This window comes from Pseudomonas sp. R32, assembly GCF_009866705.1.
In the GTDB taxonomy this organism is placed as follows: Bacteria; Pseudomonadota; Gammaproteobacteria; order Pseudomonadales; family Pseudomonadaceae; genus Aquipseudomonas; species Aquipseudomonas donghuensis.
On the sequence record NZ_CP019396.1, the window covers coordinates 2,346,958 to 2,363,108 of the forward strand.

Genomic DNA, 16,151 nt, shown 5'->3' on the forward strand with positions numbered 1-16,151 from the left:
GCGGCTATTCATGGCAGCAGTGGGGTGGTTGGGCGACGTCTTCGTAACGGTCATGGTGGCGCACCCAGTCCATGGTGCCTTCCTCGTTGCGGCCCTTGGGCATCAGGTCGAGGAAGTTATAGGTGCCGACCAGAATGTCCAGGCCGCGGGCAAAGCTTGAGTAGGTATGAAACAGCATGCCGTCGGCATCGCGGTAGAACACGCTGAGGCCCGGCAGCTCGGTTTCCTCGCCCGAATACGGCGCGTAGTTGTACTGATCGCTGCCCTTGCCGCCGACGCCGAAGTCCTGGTTGAAGCTGCTGGCATGCGACGAGACCCAGGGAAACTTCCAGCCCATGCGTTGCCTGAACGCCTGGAACTGGGCGTACGGTGCACGGGATACTGCCACCAGCGACACATCGTGATGGGCCAGGTGCAGGTTGGCGCCGTCGAAGTGGTCGGCCAGGAACGAACAGCCGGGGCAGCCTTCCTCCCAGCCTTCGCCGAACATGAAGTGGTAGACCAGCAGCTGGCTGCGGCCGGCGAACAGCTCGGCGAGGTTCAGGCGGCCCTCGGGGCCTTCGAAGCGGTAGTCCTGTTCGACCCGTACCCAGGGCAGGGCGCGGCGGGCTTTGCTCAGTTCATCGCGTTGGTGGGTCAGGGCCTTTTCATGCAGCAACAGCTGGCGGCGGGCGCTGAGCCATTCGCTGCGCGAGACCACCTGGGGGTTTTGATAGTTGTCCATGGGTACGGCTCCGCTGGGGGAATGTACTCATGGTCGATTGTCGGGTGGGGGATTCGACAGGGGTGAGTGCAGGGCTGATGAACGGTGGTGAATTCATCGCGGGTCAAGCCCGCTCCCACAGGTTTTGCATCAACCCTTTGTGGCTGGCTTTAAGCCCCCACAGACCCACTGTGGGAGCGGGCTTGACCCGCGATGAGGCCAGTACAGCCAACTCATCAAGTGGTGCCCGGATTACGACCGCTTCGCGCTCGATCGCGGGGCAAGGCCCGCTCCCACTTTCAGCCAGACATCCGCCCGATCAACGCCCACAAGCGCTCATCCTCAAAATCCTTCACCACCAGCTGCGCACCGGCCTCAAGCAAGGCTTCAGGCCGCTGGCTGGTAGACAGCCCGACGGTGAAGATCCCCGCGCCACTGGCCGCCTTCACCCCCGGCAGCGAATCCTCGAACGCCAGCGAATGCGCCGCCCGTGCCTGCAGGCGCTCAAGGCCGGTGAGGTAGGGCAGCGGGTCGGGCTTGGCCCGGGCCAGCTCTTCGGCCACCAGTACATGTGCAAAGCGTTCATTCAGGCCCATGGCGTCGAGCATGTGCACGGCGTTGGCCCGCGGCGCGTTGGTGACCACGGCAACGCCGATGCGCCGGTGCTCGGCATGTTCGAGCAGGCGCAGCAGGCCGGCGGTGGGCTGCAAGGTCGGTGACAGGGCGCGAAAACGCGCCTCCTTGCGCTCGGCAAATAGCTGGTGCTCGCTCACCGGCCGGTCCGGGAACAGGTAACGGCACAGGTCGGCATTGGCCCGGCCGCTGACGTGGGCATCGAACTCCGCTTCGGTGAACACCCGGCCTTCTTCGAGCAACAGCTGTTGCATGGCCAGCAGGTGGAGTTTGTCGGTATCGGTCAGGGTACCGTCGAGGTCGAACAACAGGGCATCAAGCATGGTCGGCTTCCGCTGCGGTGGCCGGCCATGATAACCGGATCAGCGGGGCTGGTCAGATACGTAGGAAAAGAGTACAAATGTACTCCATGAATACACTATCGCCCAAACGCCGCGCTATCCTCGACTTCATTCGTCAGCGCATCGCCGATCAGGCTCAGCCGCCGAGCCTGGCCGACATCGCCACGGCCTTCGGTTTTGCCTCGCGCAGTGTCGCGCGCAAGCATATCCAGGCGCTGACCGAGGCCGGCTTCATCGCGGTCACGCCCAACCAGGCCCGTGGCATTCGCCTGGCCGGCGTCTTGCGCCGCCCCGAGGTGCTGGAGATCCCGGTGCTCGGTCAGGTCGCCGCTGGCCGGCCGATCGGCCCGGACGTGGATATCCACGAGCAACTGATGCTCGATTCACACCTGTTCAGCCGCTCCCCCGACTACCTGCTCAAGGTGCGGGGCGACTCGATGATCGACGACGGCATCCTCGACGGCGACCTGGTCGGCATCAAGCAGCAGGCCGACGCCCGTGACGGGCAGATCATCGTCGCGCGCCTGGACGGCGAGGTGACCATCAAGCGCTTCGAACGCGCCGGCGGGCATTACCGTCTGCTGCCGCGCAACCCGGCGTATGCCCCCATCGAGGTTGGCCCGGAGCACGACTTCGTCATCGAAGGGGTGTTCTGCGGCCTGGTGAGGCGCGGCTGATGGGCGCGGTGGTCAGCCTCGACGGCCTGCTCGACCAGCAACGGGTCTGGAAGGGCCGGCCGCAGGCCTTGCCCCAGGCCCTGCAGCCCACCGGCCATGCCGCCCTGGACGCGGCGCTGCCCGGTGGCGGTTGGCCGGCCGGGGCACTGACCGAGCTGCTGCTGGCGGCAGAAGGCTGTGGCGAGCTGCAACTGCTGTGGCCGAGCCTGGCGCGCCTGACCCAGGCCGGCGAGCGGGTGGTACTGATTACCCCGCCGTTCATTCCCTACCCACCGGCCTGGCAGGCGGCAGGGGTCGATCTGCAGTGGTTGGCGGTGGTCCAGGCGGGGCCAAGCGAGGTGCTCTGGGCCGCCGAGCAGTGTTTGCGCTCGGGCAGTTGCGGCGCCGTGCTGTGCTGGCCGCATAAAGCGGATGACCGCGCCTTGCGCCGCTTGCAGGTCGCTGCCGAAAGCGGCCAGACCCTGGCCTTTGCCTGTCGCCCGCAACAGGCTGCGCTCAACCCGTCACCGGCGGCACTGCGCATTGCCGTCGATGCCCTGCCGGCCCAGTGGCGAGTGCTCAAGTGCCGCGGCGGCCTGGCCCCGGCCACGCCGATTGCCTGCCCCGGGCGAGGCTGATGGATCATGCTCTGGGCCTGTATCCTGCTGCCGCAGCTGGCACTCGACGCCGTGCTGCGTGCTCGCGACGACGTCGACACGCCGCTGGTGCTGCTCAGCGGCCCGGCCCAGCGCCGGGTCTTGCAGGCGGTCAATCCACCGGCGGCCGCCTTGGGCCTGCGCGCCGGGCAGTCGCTGACCACCGCCCAGGCCCTGGCCGGCAGTTTTACCTGTGTCGAGCACGACCCGGCGGCCATCGAGCAGTTGCAGCAGTTTCTGGCCGCCTGGGCCTACCGCTTCAGCTCCCAGGTCAGCCTGCATTACCCGCGGGTGCTGTTGCTCGAAGTCGAATCCAGCCTTGGCCTGTTCGGGCCCTGGCCGGCCTTTGAGGCACGGCTGCGCGCCGAGCTGCGGGCGTTGGGCTTTCGTCACCGTATTGTCCTGGCCAGCAACCCGGTGGCGGCGCGCATGCTCGCCAATGTTCACGATGGCCTGGCCCTGGAGTGCCCGCAGCAAACCCGCGTGGCGCTGGAGCAGATGCCCATCGACCGTGTCGGCCTGCCCGCCGAGGCCGCCAGCGCCTTTGCCCGCATGGGCCTGCGCCAGCTCGGCCAGGTCCTGGCCTTGCCTCGTGACGCCCTGGCCCGGCGCTTTGCCGCACCGGTGCAACTGCACCTGGACCGCCTGCTCGGGCGGCGGCCCATGGCCTTGGGATTCTATGTGCCGCCGGACCGTTTCGATGCGCGCCTGGAGCTGAACTTCGATGTCGAATCCCATCAGGCCTTGCTGTTCCCCCTGCGCCGCTTGATCAACGACCTTGCCGCCTTCCTCGCCGGGCGTGACAGTGGCGTGCAGCGTTTTGCCCTGCACCTGGAACATGCCGAAGGGCCCGATACGTGTGTGCCGGTCGGCCTGCTGGCGGCCGAGCGCGACCCTTCGCTGCTGTTCGAACTGGCCCGTGGCCGCCTTGAGCAACTGCAAATTGCCGCGCCGGTGCGCAACCTGCGCCTGCTGGCCGAAGACCTGCCGGCCTTCGTGCCGCAACGTAGCGAATTGTTCGACCCGCGCCCGCAGCAGAACCAGCCCTGGGAGCAACTGCGCGAACGCCTGCGTGCACGGCTTGGCGACGAGGCGGTGCGCGGCCTCACGGCCCAGGCCGATCACCGCCCGGAATGCGCCTGGCACAGCGGCAACGGGCCGCGTCAGGCGCCGCCAGTGTCGAGTGCGCCGCGTCCGGGCTGGCTGCTGGTCGAGCCCCAGGCCTTGCCCGGCATCGGCGTGCAGTTGCTGACCGGCGCCGAGCGCATTGAGTCCGGCTGGTGGGACGGCGGCGATGTGCGCCGCGACTACTACCGGGTGCGTACCGCCAGCGGCTTGCAGGGCTGGGCCTACCGCACCCTCGGTGAAGACGGCCCGTTGTGGCTGCAGGGCTGGTTCGCATGAGCACGCCGGGTTATGCCGAGCTGCACTGCCTGTCCAACTTCAGCTTCCAGCGTGGCGCCTCCAGTGCCCAGGAGCTGTTCCAGCGCGCCCGCCAGCATGGCTACCAGGCGCTGGCGATCACCGACGAGTGCACCCTGGCCGGTATCGTCCGCGCCTGGCAGGCGGCCAGGGCGACGGGCCTGGCGCTGATCGTCGGCAGCGAAGTGCGCCTGCACAACGGCCCCAAGCTGGTGCTGCTGGCGGAGAACCTCAGCGGTTACCAGCACCTGTGCAAGCTCATCACCTTGGGCCGGCGACGGGCGAAGAAGGGCGAGTACCAGTTGCTGCGCGAAGATTTCGACAAGCCCCTGGAGGGCCTGTTGGCGCTGTGGCTGCCGGATGCCGCCGAGGATGACCTGGCCACCGGCCGCTGGTTGCGCGAAGTGTTCGCCCTGCGGCTGTGGCTGGCGGTCGAGCTGCACCGTGGCCCGGATGACCCGCGGCGCCTGCAACAACTGCTGGGCCTGGCCGCCAGCCTCGGCATCGCCGCCGTGGCCAGCGGCGATGTGCACATGCACGCCCGTGGCCGCCGTGCCCTGCAGGACAGCATGACCGCCATCCGCCACCACTGCAGCGTTGCCGAGGCCGGGCAGCGCCTGTTCGCCAATGGCGAGCGGCACCTGCGCCCGCTGGCGCAACTGGCCGAGCTGTATCCGCAAGCCCTGCTTGAAGAAAGCCTGCGCATTGCCGCGCGGTGCCGTTTCGACCTTGGCCAGTTGCGCTATCAGTACCCCCGCGAACTGGTGCCTGAAGGCCAGACGGCCAGCGCCTGGCTGCGTCATCTGTGCGAGCAGGGCCAGCGCTGGCGTTGGCCCGAAGGTATCGGCGACAAGGCTCGCCAGTCCCTTGAACATGAGCTGGAACTGATTGCCGAGCTCAACTACGAAAGCTACTTCCTCACCGTCCATGACATCGTCAACTTCGCCCGGGGCCAGGGCATTCTCTGCCAGGGGCGCGGCTCGGCGGCCAACTCGGTGGTGTGTTACGTGCTCGGCATTACCGAACTGGACCCGTTGAAAAGCCACCTGCTGTTCGAGCGCTTCTTGTCCCGCGAGCGCGACGAGCCGCCGGACATCGACGTCGACTTCGAGCACGAGCGCCGCGAAGAGGTGCTGCAGTATGTGTTCCGCCGCTATGGCCGCCACCGCGCGGCGCTCACCGCGGTGGCCAGCACCTACCATGCCGCTGGTGCGGTGCGCGATATTGCCCGGGTGCTGGGCTTGCCGGCGCAGCAGATCAACGCCCTGGCCGATTGCTGCGGGCGCTGGAGCGACCGCTTGCCGCCGCCCGAGCAACTGCGCGAAGCCGGTTTCGACCCCGACAGCCCGCTGCTGCGCCGGGTATTGGCGTTGACCGGCGAGCTGATCGGCTTTCCCCGACACCTGTCCCAGCACCCGGGCGGTTTCGTGATTTCCGAGCAGCCGCTGGACAGCCTGGTGCCGGTGGAAAACGCCGCCATGGAAGATCGCACGGTGATCCAGTGGGACAAGGACGACCTCGACCTGGTCGGCCTGCTCAAGGTCGATATCCTCGCCCTGGGCATGCTCAGCGCCTTGCGCCGCTGTTTCGACCTGCTGTATCGCCACCGTGGCCGCCAGCTGACCCTGGCCAGCATTCCGGCCGACTGCACGGCAACCTACGAAATGATCGGCCGCGCCGACACCGTCGGCGTGTTCCAGATCGAGTCGCGGGCGCAGATGGCCATGCTGCCGCGGCTCAAGCCGAAGAACTTCTACGACCTGGTGATCGAGGTGGCGATCGTTCGCCCCGGGCCGATCCAGGGCGACATGGTTCACCCGTACCTGCGCAGGCGCCAGGGCCTTGAGCCGGTGAACTATCCGTCCGAAGCCTTGCAGAAGGTCTTCGAGCGCACCCTCGGCGTGCCGTTGTTCCAAGAGCAGGTGATGGAGCTGGCGATGGTCGCCGGTGGTTACTCGGCGGGCGAGGCCGACCAGTTGCGCCGGGCCATGGCCGCCTGGAAGCGCCACGGCGGCCTTGAGCCGCACCGCGAGCGGTTGACCCGGGGCATGCTCGACAACGGCTACAGCGCAGAGTTTGCCGAGCGTATCTTCGAGCAGATCAAGGGCTTTGGCAGTTATGGCTTTCCTGAATCCCACGCCGCCAGCTTCGCCTTGCTGACCTACGCCAGCTGCTGGCTCAAGTGCCACGAGCCGGCGATCTTTGCCTGCGCGCTGATCAACAGCTGGCCCATGGGCTTCTACAGCCCCGACCAGATCTTGCAGGACGCCCGCCGTCACCGCATCGAGATCCGCCCGGTGGATGTCTGCCACAGCGACTGGGACTGCAGCCTGGAGCCGGGGGCAGGGCAGGCCCTGGCCATTCGCCTGGGCCTGCGCCAGGTGCGCGGCTTTCGTCAGCAGGATGCCCAGCGTATCGAGCAGGCCCGGGCCGAGCGCGGCTGGCGCGATGTCAGTGACCTGTGCCAACGGGCACGCCTGGATGCCCGCGCCCGTGAGCTGCTGGCCGATGCCGGGGCCTTGCGTGGCCTGGCCAGCGACCGCTACCGGGCGCGCTGGAGCGTGGCGGCGGTGCAGGCGCAACTGCCGTTGTTCGCCGGCATCGAGGCACCGCTGGAAGCCCCGGTGGATTTACCGCAGCCGTCGCTGAGCGAGGACATGTTCGCCGACTACGCCAGTGTCGGCACCACCCTCGGCCCGCACCCGCTGACCTTGTTGCGCCGCCGCCTCACGGCCCTGGGCTGTCGCAGTGCGCAGGCGCTGGAGCAGGCTGGGCACGGCGACCGGGTCAGCGTGGCGGGGCTGGTGACCGGGCGTCAGCGGCCGGGGACGGCCAGCGGGGTGACTTTCGTCACCCTTGAAGACGAGTTCGGTAATGTCAACGTGGTGGTCTGGCGCGACCTGGCCGAGCGTCAGCGCCGGGTGCTGGTGGGCTCGCAACTGATGCGGGTGACTGGGCGGCTGGAGTGCGAGAGCGGGGTGCGGCATCTGATTGCCCAGCGCCTGGAGGATCTGAGTCCGCTGTTGCAGGGGCTGGATGTGCGGAGCCGGGATTTCCATTGATTGGGGCTGCTACGCAGCCCATCGCCGGCAACGCCCCACAGGGGATCGGTGGGGAGCTGGCTTGCCAGCGATGAGGCCCTCAGAAACGCCTCAAACCATCGACAGATGCTGCTTGCGCGTCGGCGGCGCAAAGGCCCGGTCTATCGCCCGCAAGTCTTCATGGCTGAGTACCAGGTTAGCCGCCGCCGCGTTCAGGCGCACATGCTCAAGGTTCACCGCCTTGGGAATGGCGATCACGCCGTCCTGGCGAATCACCCAGGCCAGGCTCACCTGCGCCGGCGTTGCGCCATGGCGCTCGGCAATCTCGGCCAGGGTCGGGTGCTTGAGCAAGCGACCGGCCTGGGCCAGCGGGCAGTAGGCCATGGTCGGCAGCTGGCGCTTGTGGCTCCAGGGCAGCAGGTCGTATTCGATGCCGCGCTGGGCCGGGTTGTACAGCACCTGGTTGACGGCGCAATCGCGGCTCACCTGATACAGCTCGCGCAGGTCATCGACATCGAAGTTGGACACCCCCCAACGGCCGATCTTGCCCTCGACGCGCAAGCGCTCGAAGGCTTCGACGGTTTCCGTCAACGGGTACTGGCCGCGCCAGTGCAGCAGGTACAGGTCGATATGATCGGTGCCAAGGCGTTGCAAGCTACGTTCGCAAGCTGCCGGAATACCCTTGAGGCTGGCGTTGTGCGGGTACACCTTGCTGACCAGAAACACGTTGTCGCGGCGCCCGGCAATGGCCTTGCCGACGACCTTTTCCGCACCCCCTTCGGCGTACATCTCGGCCGTGTCGATCAGGCTCAGGCCCAGCTCGATGCCGTGCTGCAAGGCGGCGACTTCGGCGGGCTGCCGGCCCGGGTCCTCGCCCATGTACCAGGTGCCCTGGCCGATGGCCGGGACGTTGTGTTCGGCAAGTTTCACGGTACGCATGTCACCTCCTGTGGGCGGATATGTTCAAGCAATACGTCCAGCAGCGCCTGGGCCGCTGCCGAGAGTTTATGGTCGGCCAACATCGTGACGCCAATGCGCCGTTCGATACTCGGCTCCACCAGCGGCACGCAACGCGCGCCCAGCTCCTGCATCTGGCCGATGCACAGCGCCGGCACGGCACTCACGCCCAAGCCGTTGGCAACCATACGGCCAATGGTCGACAGTTGGTGGCTTTCGAACGCCACCGCCAGCTTGCCGTGTTCGGCGGCCAGGTGCTGTTCGAGCAGCAAGCGCACTGCCGAGGGGCGTTGCAGGGCGATGAAGTCTTCGGCCAGCAGTTCGCGCCAGCTCACCTGGGCCTGTTGCGCCAGCGGCGAGTCGGCCGGTACCACGGCGACGAAGCGGTCCAGGTACAGCGGCTTGAAGCGCAGTGGCTCGCTGGCTTCAGGCTCGAAACCGATGCCCAGTTCGACGCGTCGGTGGCGGACCAGCTCCAGCACCTGTTCGTTGATCACATCGTGCACGGTGACGTTGACCCGTGGGTAGCGCTGGCGAAACACCTTCAGCGCCGCTGGCAGCAGGTTACCGGCAAAGGCCGGCATGGCCGCAATCGCCACCCGTCCAAGCTGCAGGGTAAAGCGCTGGCGCAGCAGCTCTTCGGTGTTGTCCCAGTCGGCCAGCAGTTGCCGGGCCAGGGGTAGCAACACTTCGCCCTCCGGGGTCAGGCTGACGCTGCGGGTCGTGCGGCTGAGCAGGGCGCCGCCGAGGTTGTCCTCCAGGGCCTTGATGGTCAGGCTCAAGGCCGGCTGCGACAGGTGCAGGCGTTCGCCCGCCTGGGCAAAGCTCTGGTACTTGGCGACGGTAACGAAAGCGCGCAACTGTTTGACGTTCATCGGACTGGACTATTGTTTTGGAAAATTTATTAAACGATCATAAAAACAAAATTAACAAATAAGTGCCCAGGGGTGAAGATGGCGCAAACGCTCGCCGACACCCCTGTCGGATCAACAACTACAAAAGGCGGATCAGCATGGCCGGACTGGACAAGCGCGTAGCAACCTATGAACAGGCTCTTGAAGGCCTGACCGACAACATGACGGTACTGGCTGGGGGTTTCGGCCTGTGCGGCATCCCGGAAAACCTCATCGGCGAAATCAAGCGCCGTGGTGTCAAGGGCCTGACCGTGGTCTCCAACAACTGCGGTGTCGACGGCTTTGGCCTGGGCGTGCTGCTCGAAGACCACCAGATCCGCAAGATGGTCGCCTCCTACGTGGGCGAGAACGCCGAGTTCGAGCGCCAGCTGCTCAGCGGCGAGCTGGAAGTGGAACTCACCCCGCAAGGCACCCTGGCCGAGAAGATGCGCGCCGGCGGCGCCGGGATCCCGGCCTTCTTCACCGCCACCGGCTACGGCACCCCGGTGGCCGACGGCAAGGAAGTGCGCGAGTTCAACGGCCGCAAGTACATCCTCGAAGAAGCCATCACCGGTGACTTCGCCATCGTCAAGGGCTGGAAGGCCGACCACTACGGCAACGTGGTGTACCGCAACACCGCGCAGAACTTCAATCCGCTGGCCGCCACCGCCGGCAAGATCACCGTGGTCGAGGTCGAAGAGATCGTCGAGCCGGGCGTGCTGTTGCCGAGCGAAATCCATACCCCGGGCATCTATGTCGACCGGGTCATCGTCGGCACGTTCGAGAAGCGTATCGAAAAACGCACCGTCAAAGCCTGACCCGATAGAACAATAAAGAGATCCTGACCATGGCACTTACCCGCGAACAAATGGCACAACGCGTAGCCCGCGAACTCAAGGACGGCTACTACGTCAACCTCGGCATTGGCATCCCGACCCTGGTGGCCAACTACGTCCCGACCGATATGGACGTGATGCTGCAATCGGAAAACGGCTTGCTCGGCATGGGTGAATTCCCAACCGAAGGGCAACTGGACGCCGACATGATCAACGCCGGCAAACAGACCGTGACCGCCCGCACGGGCGCCTCGATCTTCAACTCGGCCGAGTCCTTCGCCATGATCCGCGGCGGTCACGTCGACCTCACCGTGCTCGGCGCCTTTGAAGTGGACGTGGAAGGCAACATCGCCTCGTGGATGATCCCCGGCAAGCTGGTCAAGGGCATGGGCGGGGCGATGGACCTGGTGGCCGGTGCCGACAACATCATCGTCACCATGACCCACGCCTCCAAGGACGGTGAGTCCAAGCTGCTGCCGCGCTGCAGCCTGCCGCTGACCGGTGCCGGTTGCATCCGCAAGGTGCTGACCGACCTGGCTTACCTTGAGATCGAAAACGGCGCCTTCATCCTGCGCGAAACCGCGCCGGGGGTGTCGGTTGAAGAGATCATCGAGAAGACCGCTGGCAAGTTGATTGTGGCGGACGATGTCAAAGAGATGACCTTCTGATTTGAGTTTCGTGTAGACCTTGCTGGCCTCATCGCTGGCAAGCCAGCTCCCACAGGTTCGGTGTAGAGACGACCGTGTGGGGGGTGGTTTGCCAGCGATGGGGCCTTGTGCCGTTTCGATAAAGCCAATAAAAGGAAATTTCCGTGGCCGCTGATATTCAAGACAGCCGCTCCGCCCGCTTTGCCCTGCGTTGTTCGAACTGGGCCGAACGCTGGTTCCCCGACTCCTGGGTGTTCGCCGCGCTGGCCGTGGTGCTGGTAGCGGTCGCCGCCATCGCCATGGGCGCCAAGCCCACCGACACTGCCAAGGCCTTCGGTGACGGCTTCTGGAGCTTGATCCCGTTCACCATGCAAATGGCCTTCGTGGTCATCGGTGGTTATGTGGTGGCCAGTTCGCCGCCTGCGGTCAGGCTCATCGACCGCCTGGCGCGAATTCCCAAGAACGGTCGCTCGGCGGTGTGCTGGGTGGCGCTGATCTCGATGGTCGCGTCCTTGCTCAACTGGGGCCTGTCGCTGGTGTTCGGCGGCCTGCTGGTCCGTGCCCTGGCGCGCCGCAGCGATTTGAACATGGACTACCGTGCTGCCGGTGCAGCCGCCTATCTGGGCCTGGGCGCGGTCTGGGCCCTGGGCTTGTCGTCTTCGGCCGCGCAATTGCAGGCCAACCCGGCCAGCCTGCCGCCATCGATCCTGGCGATCACCGGGGTGATCCCGTTCACCGAAACCATCTTCCTCTGGCAATCGGGGGTGATGCTCGCCGCCCTGGTGGTGGTCTCGCTGGTCGTGGCCTATGCCACCGCACCCGGCCCGGGCAGCGCCCGCAGCGCCGAGGCCTGTGGCGTCGACCCGAGCTTCTCGGCGCCGCCGCCGCCCCAGCGGACCCGCCCGGGCGAGTGGCTGGAATACAGCCCGATCCTGATCCTGTTGCTGGTGGCGCTGGCAGCCGGCTGGCTGTACAACGAATTCTCGAGCAAACCTGCGATCACTGCGATTTCCGGGCTGAACACTTACAACCTGCTGTTCATCATGACCGGCGCCTTGCTGCACTGGCGTCCGCGCAGCTTTCTCGACGCAGTGGCCCGGGCGGTGCCGACCACCACCGGGGTGCTGATCCAGTTCCCGCTGTACGGCTCGATCGCGGCGATCCTGACCCAGGTCCAGGGCGCCGATGCACAAAGCCTGGCGCACCACATCTCGACCTTCTTCGTACAGATCGCCACCCACGATACCTACGCCTTGTTGATGGGCGTGTACTCGGCTGTGCTGGGGTTCTTCATCCCGTCGGGTGGCGGCAAGTGGATCATCGAAGCGCCCTACGTGATGCTGGTGGCCAATGACCTGCAGTACCACCTGGGCTGGGCGGTGCAGATCTACAACGCCGCCGAGGCGCTGCCGAACCTGATCAACCCGTTCTACATGCTGCCGCTGTTGGGCGTGCTGGGGCTCAAGGCCCGCGACCTGATCGGCTTCTCGTTCGTGCAGTTGCTGGTGCACGTGCCGCTGGTGCTGTTCCTGCTGTGGATCCTCGGCACTACCTTGCAGTACACGCCGCCGGTGATGCCGACCCCGGCGGGTTGATTGAGCCCGCTCCCACAGTCTGTGTCCAAACACAGATCAGCTTGGGATCATTGCAAAGCCGACGCCAAAGCGGTTCCAGGCGTTGATGGTGGCGATGGCCAGGGTCAGGTTGACCACTTCGGCTTCGCTGAAGTGCTCGAGCAGGGCGCGGTACTGGTGCTCCGGGGCGCGCTGGTCGGGCAGGCGGGTCAGGCTTTCGACCCAGGCCAGCGCTGCCCGTTCGCGCGGGGTGAAGAATTCGGTCTCGTCCCAGACGCTCAGGGTCTGCAGGCGTGCTTCGCTTTCGCCGCTGTTGCGGGCATCGTTGGCGTGCAGGTTGACGCAGTAGGCGCAGCCGTTGATCTGCGAGGCGCGCAGGCGCACCAGCTCCAGCAGCGAGTTCTCAAGACCCGACTTGCCCAAGGCCATTTCCAGGCCGACCATCGCCTTGTAAGCCTCAGGGGCGTGTTTGGCCCATTCGATACGGTTGCTCATTGTTGCTCTCCGGTAAGGTCCGCGACAGGCGGTGATGGCGCTACCTTAGCGCCTGGCCGGGCCAGCTCGAATAGCCAATTTTGCCCTTTGTCAGGAGGCCAATCAGCCCAGGGCCTCGAGGACGTCGCGCAACCGGTCCAGGGCCGGGTCGATGTCCAGCCGATCAATGGCGCCAAAGCCCAGCAACAAGCCCTGGCGCACCGGTACCCGGGCATGGAAGGGCGCCAGTGAATACAGGCCGACCTCGACCTTGCGTGCCATGCTGATGAGAAATTCCACATCCAGATCCCCCTTGGCCAGGGCGCTCAGGTGATAACCGGCAGTGGCCGGCACCACCTCGAACCACGGCGCCAGGTCGCCGTACAGACGTGCCAGGACGCGTTCGCGGCGCGCGGCATAGACCTCGTGCACACGGCGGATGTGCTTTTGCAACGAGCCTTCGCTGATGAACTGCGCCAGGGCCCATTGGTTGAGGGTCGGGGTGTGCCAGTCGGTCAGTTGCTTGGCAATGCAAAGCGCTTCGCGCAGCGCTTGAGGGGCGATGCAGTAACCCAGGCGCAGTTCTGGCAGCAGGGTCTTGGAGAAGGTCCCGACATAGGCCACCAGGCCATGACGGTCGAGGCTTTGCAACGAGTCGGTGGGCCGCCCTTCATAGCGAAACTCGCTGTCGTAGTCGTCCTCGATGATGATCGCGCCAAGCTGTGCCGCGCGCTCCAGCAGGGCCTGGCGCCGCGCCGGACTCATCGGCATGCCCAGCGGGAACTGGTGTGACGGGGTGACATAGATCAGCCGCGTGCCTTGGGCGATCTGCTCGACGCACATGCCCTCGGCGTCGACCGGCACGCACTGCAGTTCGGCACCCTGGGCCAGAAACAACTGGCGTGCCGGGGTGTAGCCGGGGTCCTCCATGGCCACCTGGCAACCGGGCTCGATCAGCACCCGGGCGATCAGGTCCAGGGCTTGCTGGGCACCGTTGCACACCAGCACATCCTGGCTGCTGCAGCGCACGCCGCGAGCAAAGGCGATATGCCGGGCAATCGCCTCGCGCAACTCTGGCAGGCCCTGATGGGCGCTGTAGCGGGCGCTGCTGTGGCGGATCTGGCGCAGGGCGTACTGGCTGCAGCGGCGCCAGTCATCGAAGGGGAACTGCACCTTGCTTGAGGCGCCGCCGATGAAGTCGTAGCGCAGGGTGGGCAGTTTGAGGTCCGCCAGCGGGTTGGCGCGGGCTCGCCATTTGGCCAGGGTCGTGGCGCTGGCCAGGGGGATGCTGGCGATAGGCGAGGGGCTGCGGGTCGTGGCCGGGGTGATGAAGGTGCCTTTGCCCACCTGGCCGCAGAGCAGGTTGTCATAGGTCAGGCGCGAATAGGCTTCGGCCACGGTCTTGCGTGACACCCCCAGTTGTTCGGCCAGCAGGCGGCTGGGCGGCAGTTGTGTGCCGGCGGCCAGGCGGCCGCTGTCGATGCCGTCGCGCAACTGCTGGTAAAGCTGCTCGGCCAGGCCCTTGCGGCCTTGCAGGCTGATATGGAGTTCCATGGTGGGGGGGCGTCCGCAGGCGTTTGTCTGCTGCTCAGGTTACCTGATTCGGCGCCGTAGAGCCCCCGGCGCAACGCCAATGCCCGCGGCCAGCAACACAACCTGCAGTACCTGAAACTGGCCCGGGTCTGCACCGACCGCGGTTAATCCCAGGCCGGCGCCAGGCCCTCGGGGCTGGTCAGGCGCAGGCCGCTGTCGAGGGCGGCGATTTTGCCCATGTCCTCATCGCTCAGCTTGAGCTCGCGGGCCTTGAGGTTGCCGGCCAGGTTCTCGCGCCGGGTCGAGGACGGGATCACCGCATAGCCCAGCTGCATGGCCCAGGCCAGGGTCACCTGCGCCGGGGTGGCACGGTGTTGCGCGGCGATCTGCTGGATCACCGGGTCTTGCAGGACCTTGCCGTAGCCCAGGGTCATGTACGAGGTCACGGCAATGCCCTGACTGTGCATGAAGTCCACCAGCGTGCGGTTCTGCAGGTATGGATGCAGCTCGATCTGGTTGGTGGCGATGGCGTCTTTGCCGACCACCTCGATGGCCTGGCGCAGCAGGTCGATGGTGAAGTTGGACACCCCGATCTGCCGGGTCAGGCCCTGTTTTTGAGCTTCGGCCAGGGCGCCCATGAATTCGCTGACGGGCACTGCGCCCTTGGGCGATGGCCAGTGGATCAGGGTCAGGTCCAGGTAGTCGCTGCGCAGCTTGCCCAGGCTGTCCTTGAGGCTGGGGATCAGCTTGTCGGCGGCCAGGCTCTCGGTCCAGATCTTGCTGGTGATGAACAGCTGGTCACGGCCGATGCCGCTGGCGGCCACGGCCTGGCCGACTTCGGCTTCGTTGCCGTAGATCTGCGCGGTATCGACGGCGCGGTAACCGAGCTCCAGGGCGGTGGCCACCGAATCGATTACCACCTGATCCTTGAGACGAAAGGTGCCGAGGCCGAGGGCGGGAATAGTCATTAGCGGGTTCCTTCAGTGCGGGCGTTGATAAACAAGGCGTGCAGTATTGCGACTGTGCACACGCAGAAAAATGCCCATCGCGGCACAACCTTTTTGCCTGCAGCGCACGAATGCCCCGGCAGTGGTAGCCTTGCAGGGTCAGTCGCAGCGGATTCGCCCATGGCCCAGCACAAGCTCAGCATTCGTCAACGCAACGTTGACAACATTCTTCTTGCCGCCGAAAAGGTCTTTGCTGAAAAAGGCTTCGCCGGCACGGCCATGGCCGACATCGCCGAGGCCGCCGACCTGCCGCGCAGCAACGTACACTATTACTTCAGCACCAAGGCCGAACTGTACCAGGCGGTGCTGTTCGGCCTGCTCGATGTGTGGAAGCAGGATGCCCTGTGCTTCGAGCTGTACGACGATCCACGCATTGTGCTGAGCAGTTACATCCGCGCCAAGATGAACCATTCGCGCACCCGGCCCCATGGCTCCAAGGTCTGGGCCAACGAGATCATCCATGGCGCGCCGAACCTTGGCGCAGCACTGGATGACCCGCTGTACGACTGGGCGAAGATGAAGGAGGCGAAGATCCGCCAGTGGATCGAGGATGGGCGAATCCTGCCGGTGGAGCCATCGGGCTTGCTGTACATGATCTGGGCCTCGACCCAGCACTATGCGGATTTCAGCCACCAGGTGGGGCTGCTCAATGACCACCAGCCCTTGTCGGAGCTGCAGTTCGAGCGGGCGGTGCAGACGGTGACCAGTGTGATCCTCAGGGGTATCGGGTTGGAGCCCTGATCAAAAGCATCGCTGGCAAGCCAGCTCCCACAGGTAC

General features: G+C 65.9%; 15 protein-coding genes. 8 read left to right on the plus strand and 7 right to left on the minus strand.

Features of this window, described 5'->3' with window-relative positions:
• Positions 1 to 4: 4 nt before the first annotated feature.
• Together PspR32_RS10910 and PspR32_RS10915 are read right to left on the minus strand one after the other, a co-directional pair.
• Entirely contained in the window at positions 5 to 724 is a 720-nt protein-coding gene (locus tag PspR32_RS10910; protein WP_100782214.1) for a DUF899 domain-containing protein, read from the minus strand.
• Positions 725 to 1,002: 278 nt separating this feature from the next.
• Positions 1,003 to 1,659, minus strand: a complete 657-nt coding sequence (locus PspR32_RS10915; RefSeq protein WP_100782213.1) for an HAD family hydrolase — start codon at positions 1,657 to 1,659, stop codon at positions 1,003 to 1,005.
• A gap of 77 nt (positions 1,660 to 1,736) precedes the next feature.
• On the opposite strand from PspR32_RS10915, the gene lexA reads away from it, so the two are divergent.
• From lexA to PspR32_RS10935, 4 genes are read left to right on the plus strand one after another with little or no spacing between them, the layout of a single operon-like run.
• The gene (lexA, locus tag PspR32_RS10920; RefSeq protein WP_026001228.1) at positions 1,737 to 2,354 is read left to right on the plus strand and encodes a transcriptional repressor LexA; all 618 of its coding nucleotides are present in this window, start codon (positions 1,737 to 1,739) and stop codon (positions 2,352 to 2,354) included.
• Entirely contained in the window at positions 2,354 to 2,971 is a 618-nt protein-coding gene (gene imuA / locus PspR32_RS10925; RefSeq protein WP_159388463.1) for a translesion DNA synthesis-associated protein ImuA, read from the plus strand. The genes lexA and imuA overlap by 1 nt, the downstream gene beginning before the upstream one ends.
• Positions 2,972 to 2,977: 6 nt before the next feature.
• Entirely contained in the window at positions 2,978 to 4,393 is a 1,416-nt protein-coding gene (locus PspR32_RS10930) for a Y-family DNA polymerase (protein ID WP_159388464.1), read from the plus strand.
• Positions 4,369 to 7,473 (plus strand): error-prone DNA polymerase, encoded by a 3,105-nt coding sequence (locus PspR32_RS10935; protein ID WP_198421656.1) that lies wholly within the window; start codon positions 4,369 to 4,371, stop codon positions 7,471 to 7,473. The genes PspR32_RS10930 and PspR32_RS10935 overlap by 25 nt, the downstream gene beginning before the upstream one ends.
• 90 nt (positions 7,474 to 7,563) lie before the next feature.
• Here PspR32_RS10935 and PspR32_RS10940 read toward each other — a convergent pair whose 3' ends face one another.
• On the minus strand, positions 7,564 to 8,391 hold the full coding sequence (locus PspR32_RS10940; protein ID WP_010221792.1) for an aldo/keto reductase: 828 nt from the start codon (positions 8,389 to 8,391) through the stop codon (positions 7,564 to 7,566).
• Complete coding sequence (locus tag PspR32_RS10945) at positions 8,379 to 9,284, minus strand: LysR family transcriptional regulator (protein WP_010221793.1); 906 nt, start codon at positions 9,282 to 9,284, stop codon at positions 8,379 to 8,381. The genes PspR32_RS10940 and PspR32_RS10945 overlap by 13 nt, the downstream gene beginning before the upstream one ends.
• A 137-nt stretch (positions 9,285 to 9,421) precedes the next feature.
• On the opposite strand from PspR32_RS10945, the gene PspR32_RS10950 reads away from it, so the two are divergent.
• The 3 genes from PspR32_RS10950 to PspR32_RS10960 all read left to right on the plus strand — a co-directional run bounded on the left by PspR32_RS10950 (position 9,422) and on the right by PspR32_RS10960 (position 12,380).
• Complete coding sequence (locus PspR32_RS10950; RefSeq protein WP_010221794.1) at positions 9,422 to 10,120, plus strand: CoA transferase subunit A; 699 nt, start codon at positions 9,422 to 9,424, stop codon at positions 10,118 to 10,120.
• A gap of 29 nt (positions 10,121 to 10,149) precedes the next feature.
• Positions 10,150 to 10,806, plus strand: a complete 657-nt coding sequence (locus tag PspR32_RS10955) for a CoA transferase subunit B (RefSeq protein WP_010221795.1) — start codon at positions 10,150 to 10,152, stop codon at positions 10,804 to 10,806.
• Positions 10,807 to 10,949: 143 nt separating this feature from the next.
• Positions 10,950 to 12,380 (plus strand): short-chain fatty acid transporter, encoded by a 1,431-nt coding sequence (locus PspR32_RS10960; protein WP_010221796.1) that lies wholly within the window; start codon positions 10,950 to 10,952, stop codon positions 12,378 to 12,380.
• A gap of 36 nt (positions 12,381 to 12,416) precedes the next feature.
• On the opposite strand, the gene PspR32_RS10965 is transcribed toward PspR32_RS10960, so the two are convergent.
• The 3 genes from PspR32_RS10965 to dkgB form a co-directional block, all read right to left on the minus strand.
• Positions 12,417 to 12,854 (minus strand): carboxymuconolactone decarboxylase family protein, encoded by a 438-nt coding sequence (locus PspR32_RS10965; RefSeq protein WP_010221797.1) that lies wholly within the window; start codon positions 12,852 to 12,854, stop codon positions 12,417 to 12,419.
• 102 nt (positions 12,855 to 12,956) lie between these two features.
• On the minus strand, positions 12,957 to 14,387 hold the full coding sequence (gene pdxR / locus PspR32_RS10970; protein ID WP_159388466.1) for a MocR-like pyridoxine biosynthesis transcription factor PdxR: 1,431 nt from the start codon (positions 14,385 to 14,387) through the stop codon (positions 12,957 to 12,959).
• A 143-nt stretch (positions 14,388 to 14,530) separates the two neighbouring features.
• Positions 14,531 to 15,334 carry a 2,5-didehydrogluconate reductase DkgB gene (dkgB, locus tag PspR32_RS10975; protein ID WP_159388467.1) on the minus strand — a complete coding sequence of 268 codons (804 nt, stop codon included), beginning with the start codon at positions 15,332 to 15,334 and terminating at the stop codon, positions 14,531 to 14,533.
• A gap of 159 nt (positions 15,335 to 15,493) precedes the next feature.
• Here dkgB and PspR32_RS10980 point away from each other — a divergent pair, with 159 nt between their 5' ends.
• On the plus strand, positions 15,494 to 16,114 hold the full coding sequence (locus PspR32_RS10980) for a TetR/AcrR family transcriptional regulator (RefSeq protein WP_010221800.1): 621 nt from the start codon (positions 15,494 to 15,496) through the stop codon (positions 16,112 to 16,114).
• Positions 16,115 to 16,151 lie beyond the last annotated feature (37 nt).

What these genes read in the sequence shown, in the direction of transcription:
- dkgB (WP_159388467.1), bottom strand. Translation starts at nt 15,334, where the DNA reads ATGACTATTCCCGCCCTCGGCCTCGGCACCTTTCGTCTCAAGGATCAG.
- PspR32_RS10940 (WP_010221792.1), bottom strand. Translation starts at nt 8,391, where the DNA reads ATGCGTACCGTGAAACTTGCCGAACACAACGTCCCGGCCATCGGCCAG.
- PspR32_RS10955 (WP_010221795.1), top strand. Translation starts at nt 10,150, where the DNA reads ATGGCACTTACCCGCGAACAAATGGCACAACGCGTAGCCCGCGAACTC.
- pdxR (WP_159388466.1), bottom strand. Translation starts at nt 14,387, where the DNA reads ATGGAACTCCATATCAGCCTGCAAGGCCGCAAGGGCCTGGCCGAGCAG.
- PspR32_RS10945 (WP_010221793.1), bottom strand. Translation starts at nt 9,284, where the DNA reads ATGAACGTCAAACAGTTGCGCGCTTTCGTTACCGTCGCCAAGTACCAG.
- PspR32_RS10965 (WP_010221797.1), bottom strand. Translation starts at nt 12,854, where the DNA reads ATGAGCAACCGTATCGAATGGGCCAAACACGCCCCTGAGGCTTACAAG.
- lexA (WP_026001228.1), top strand. Translation starts at nt 1,737, where the DNA reads ATGTACTCCATGAATACACTATCGCCCAAACGCCGCGCTATCCTCGAC.
- PspR32_RS10980 (WP_010221800.1), top strand. Translation starts at nt 15,494, where the DNA reads ATGGCCCAGCACAAGCTCAGCATTCGTCAACGCAACGTTGACAACATT.
- PspR32_RS10915 (WP_100782213.1), bottom strand. Translation starts at nt 1,659, where the DNA reads ATGCTTGATGCCCTGTTGTTCGACCTCGACGGTACCCTGACCGATACC.
- PspR32_RS10950 (WP_010221794.1), top strand. Translation starts at nt 9,422, where the DNA reads ATGGCCGGACTGGACAAGCGCGTAGCAACCTATGAACAGGCTCTTGAA.
- imuA (WP_159388463.1), top strand. Translation starts at nt 2,354, where the DNA reads ATGGGCGCGGTGGTCAGCCTCGACGGCCTGCTCGACCAGCAACGGGTC.
- PspR32_RS10930 (WP_159388464.1), top strand. Translation starts at nt 2,978, where the DNA reads ATGCTCTGGGCCTGTATCCTGCTGCCGCAGCTGGCACTCGACGCCGTG.
- PspR32_RS10910 (WP_100782214.1), bottom strand. Translation starts at nt 724, where the DNA reads ATGGACAACTATCAAAACCCCCAGGTGGTCTCGCGCAGCGAATGGCTC.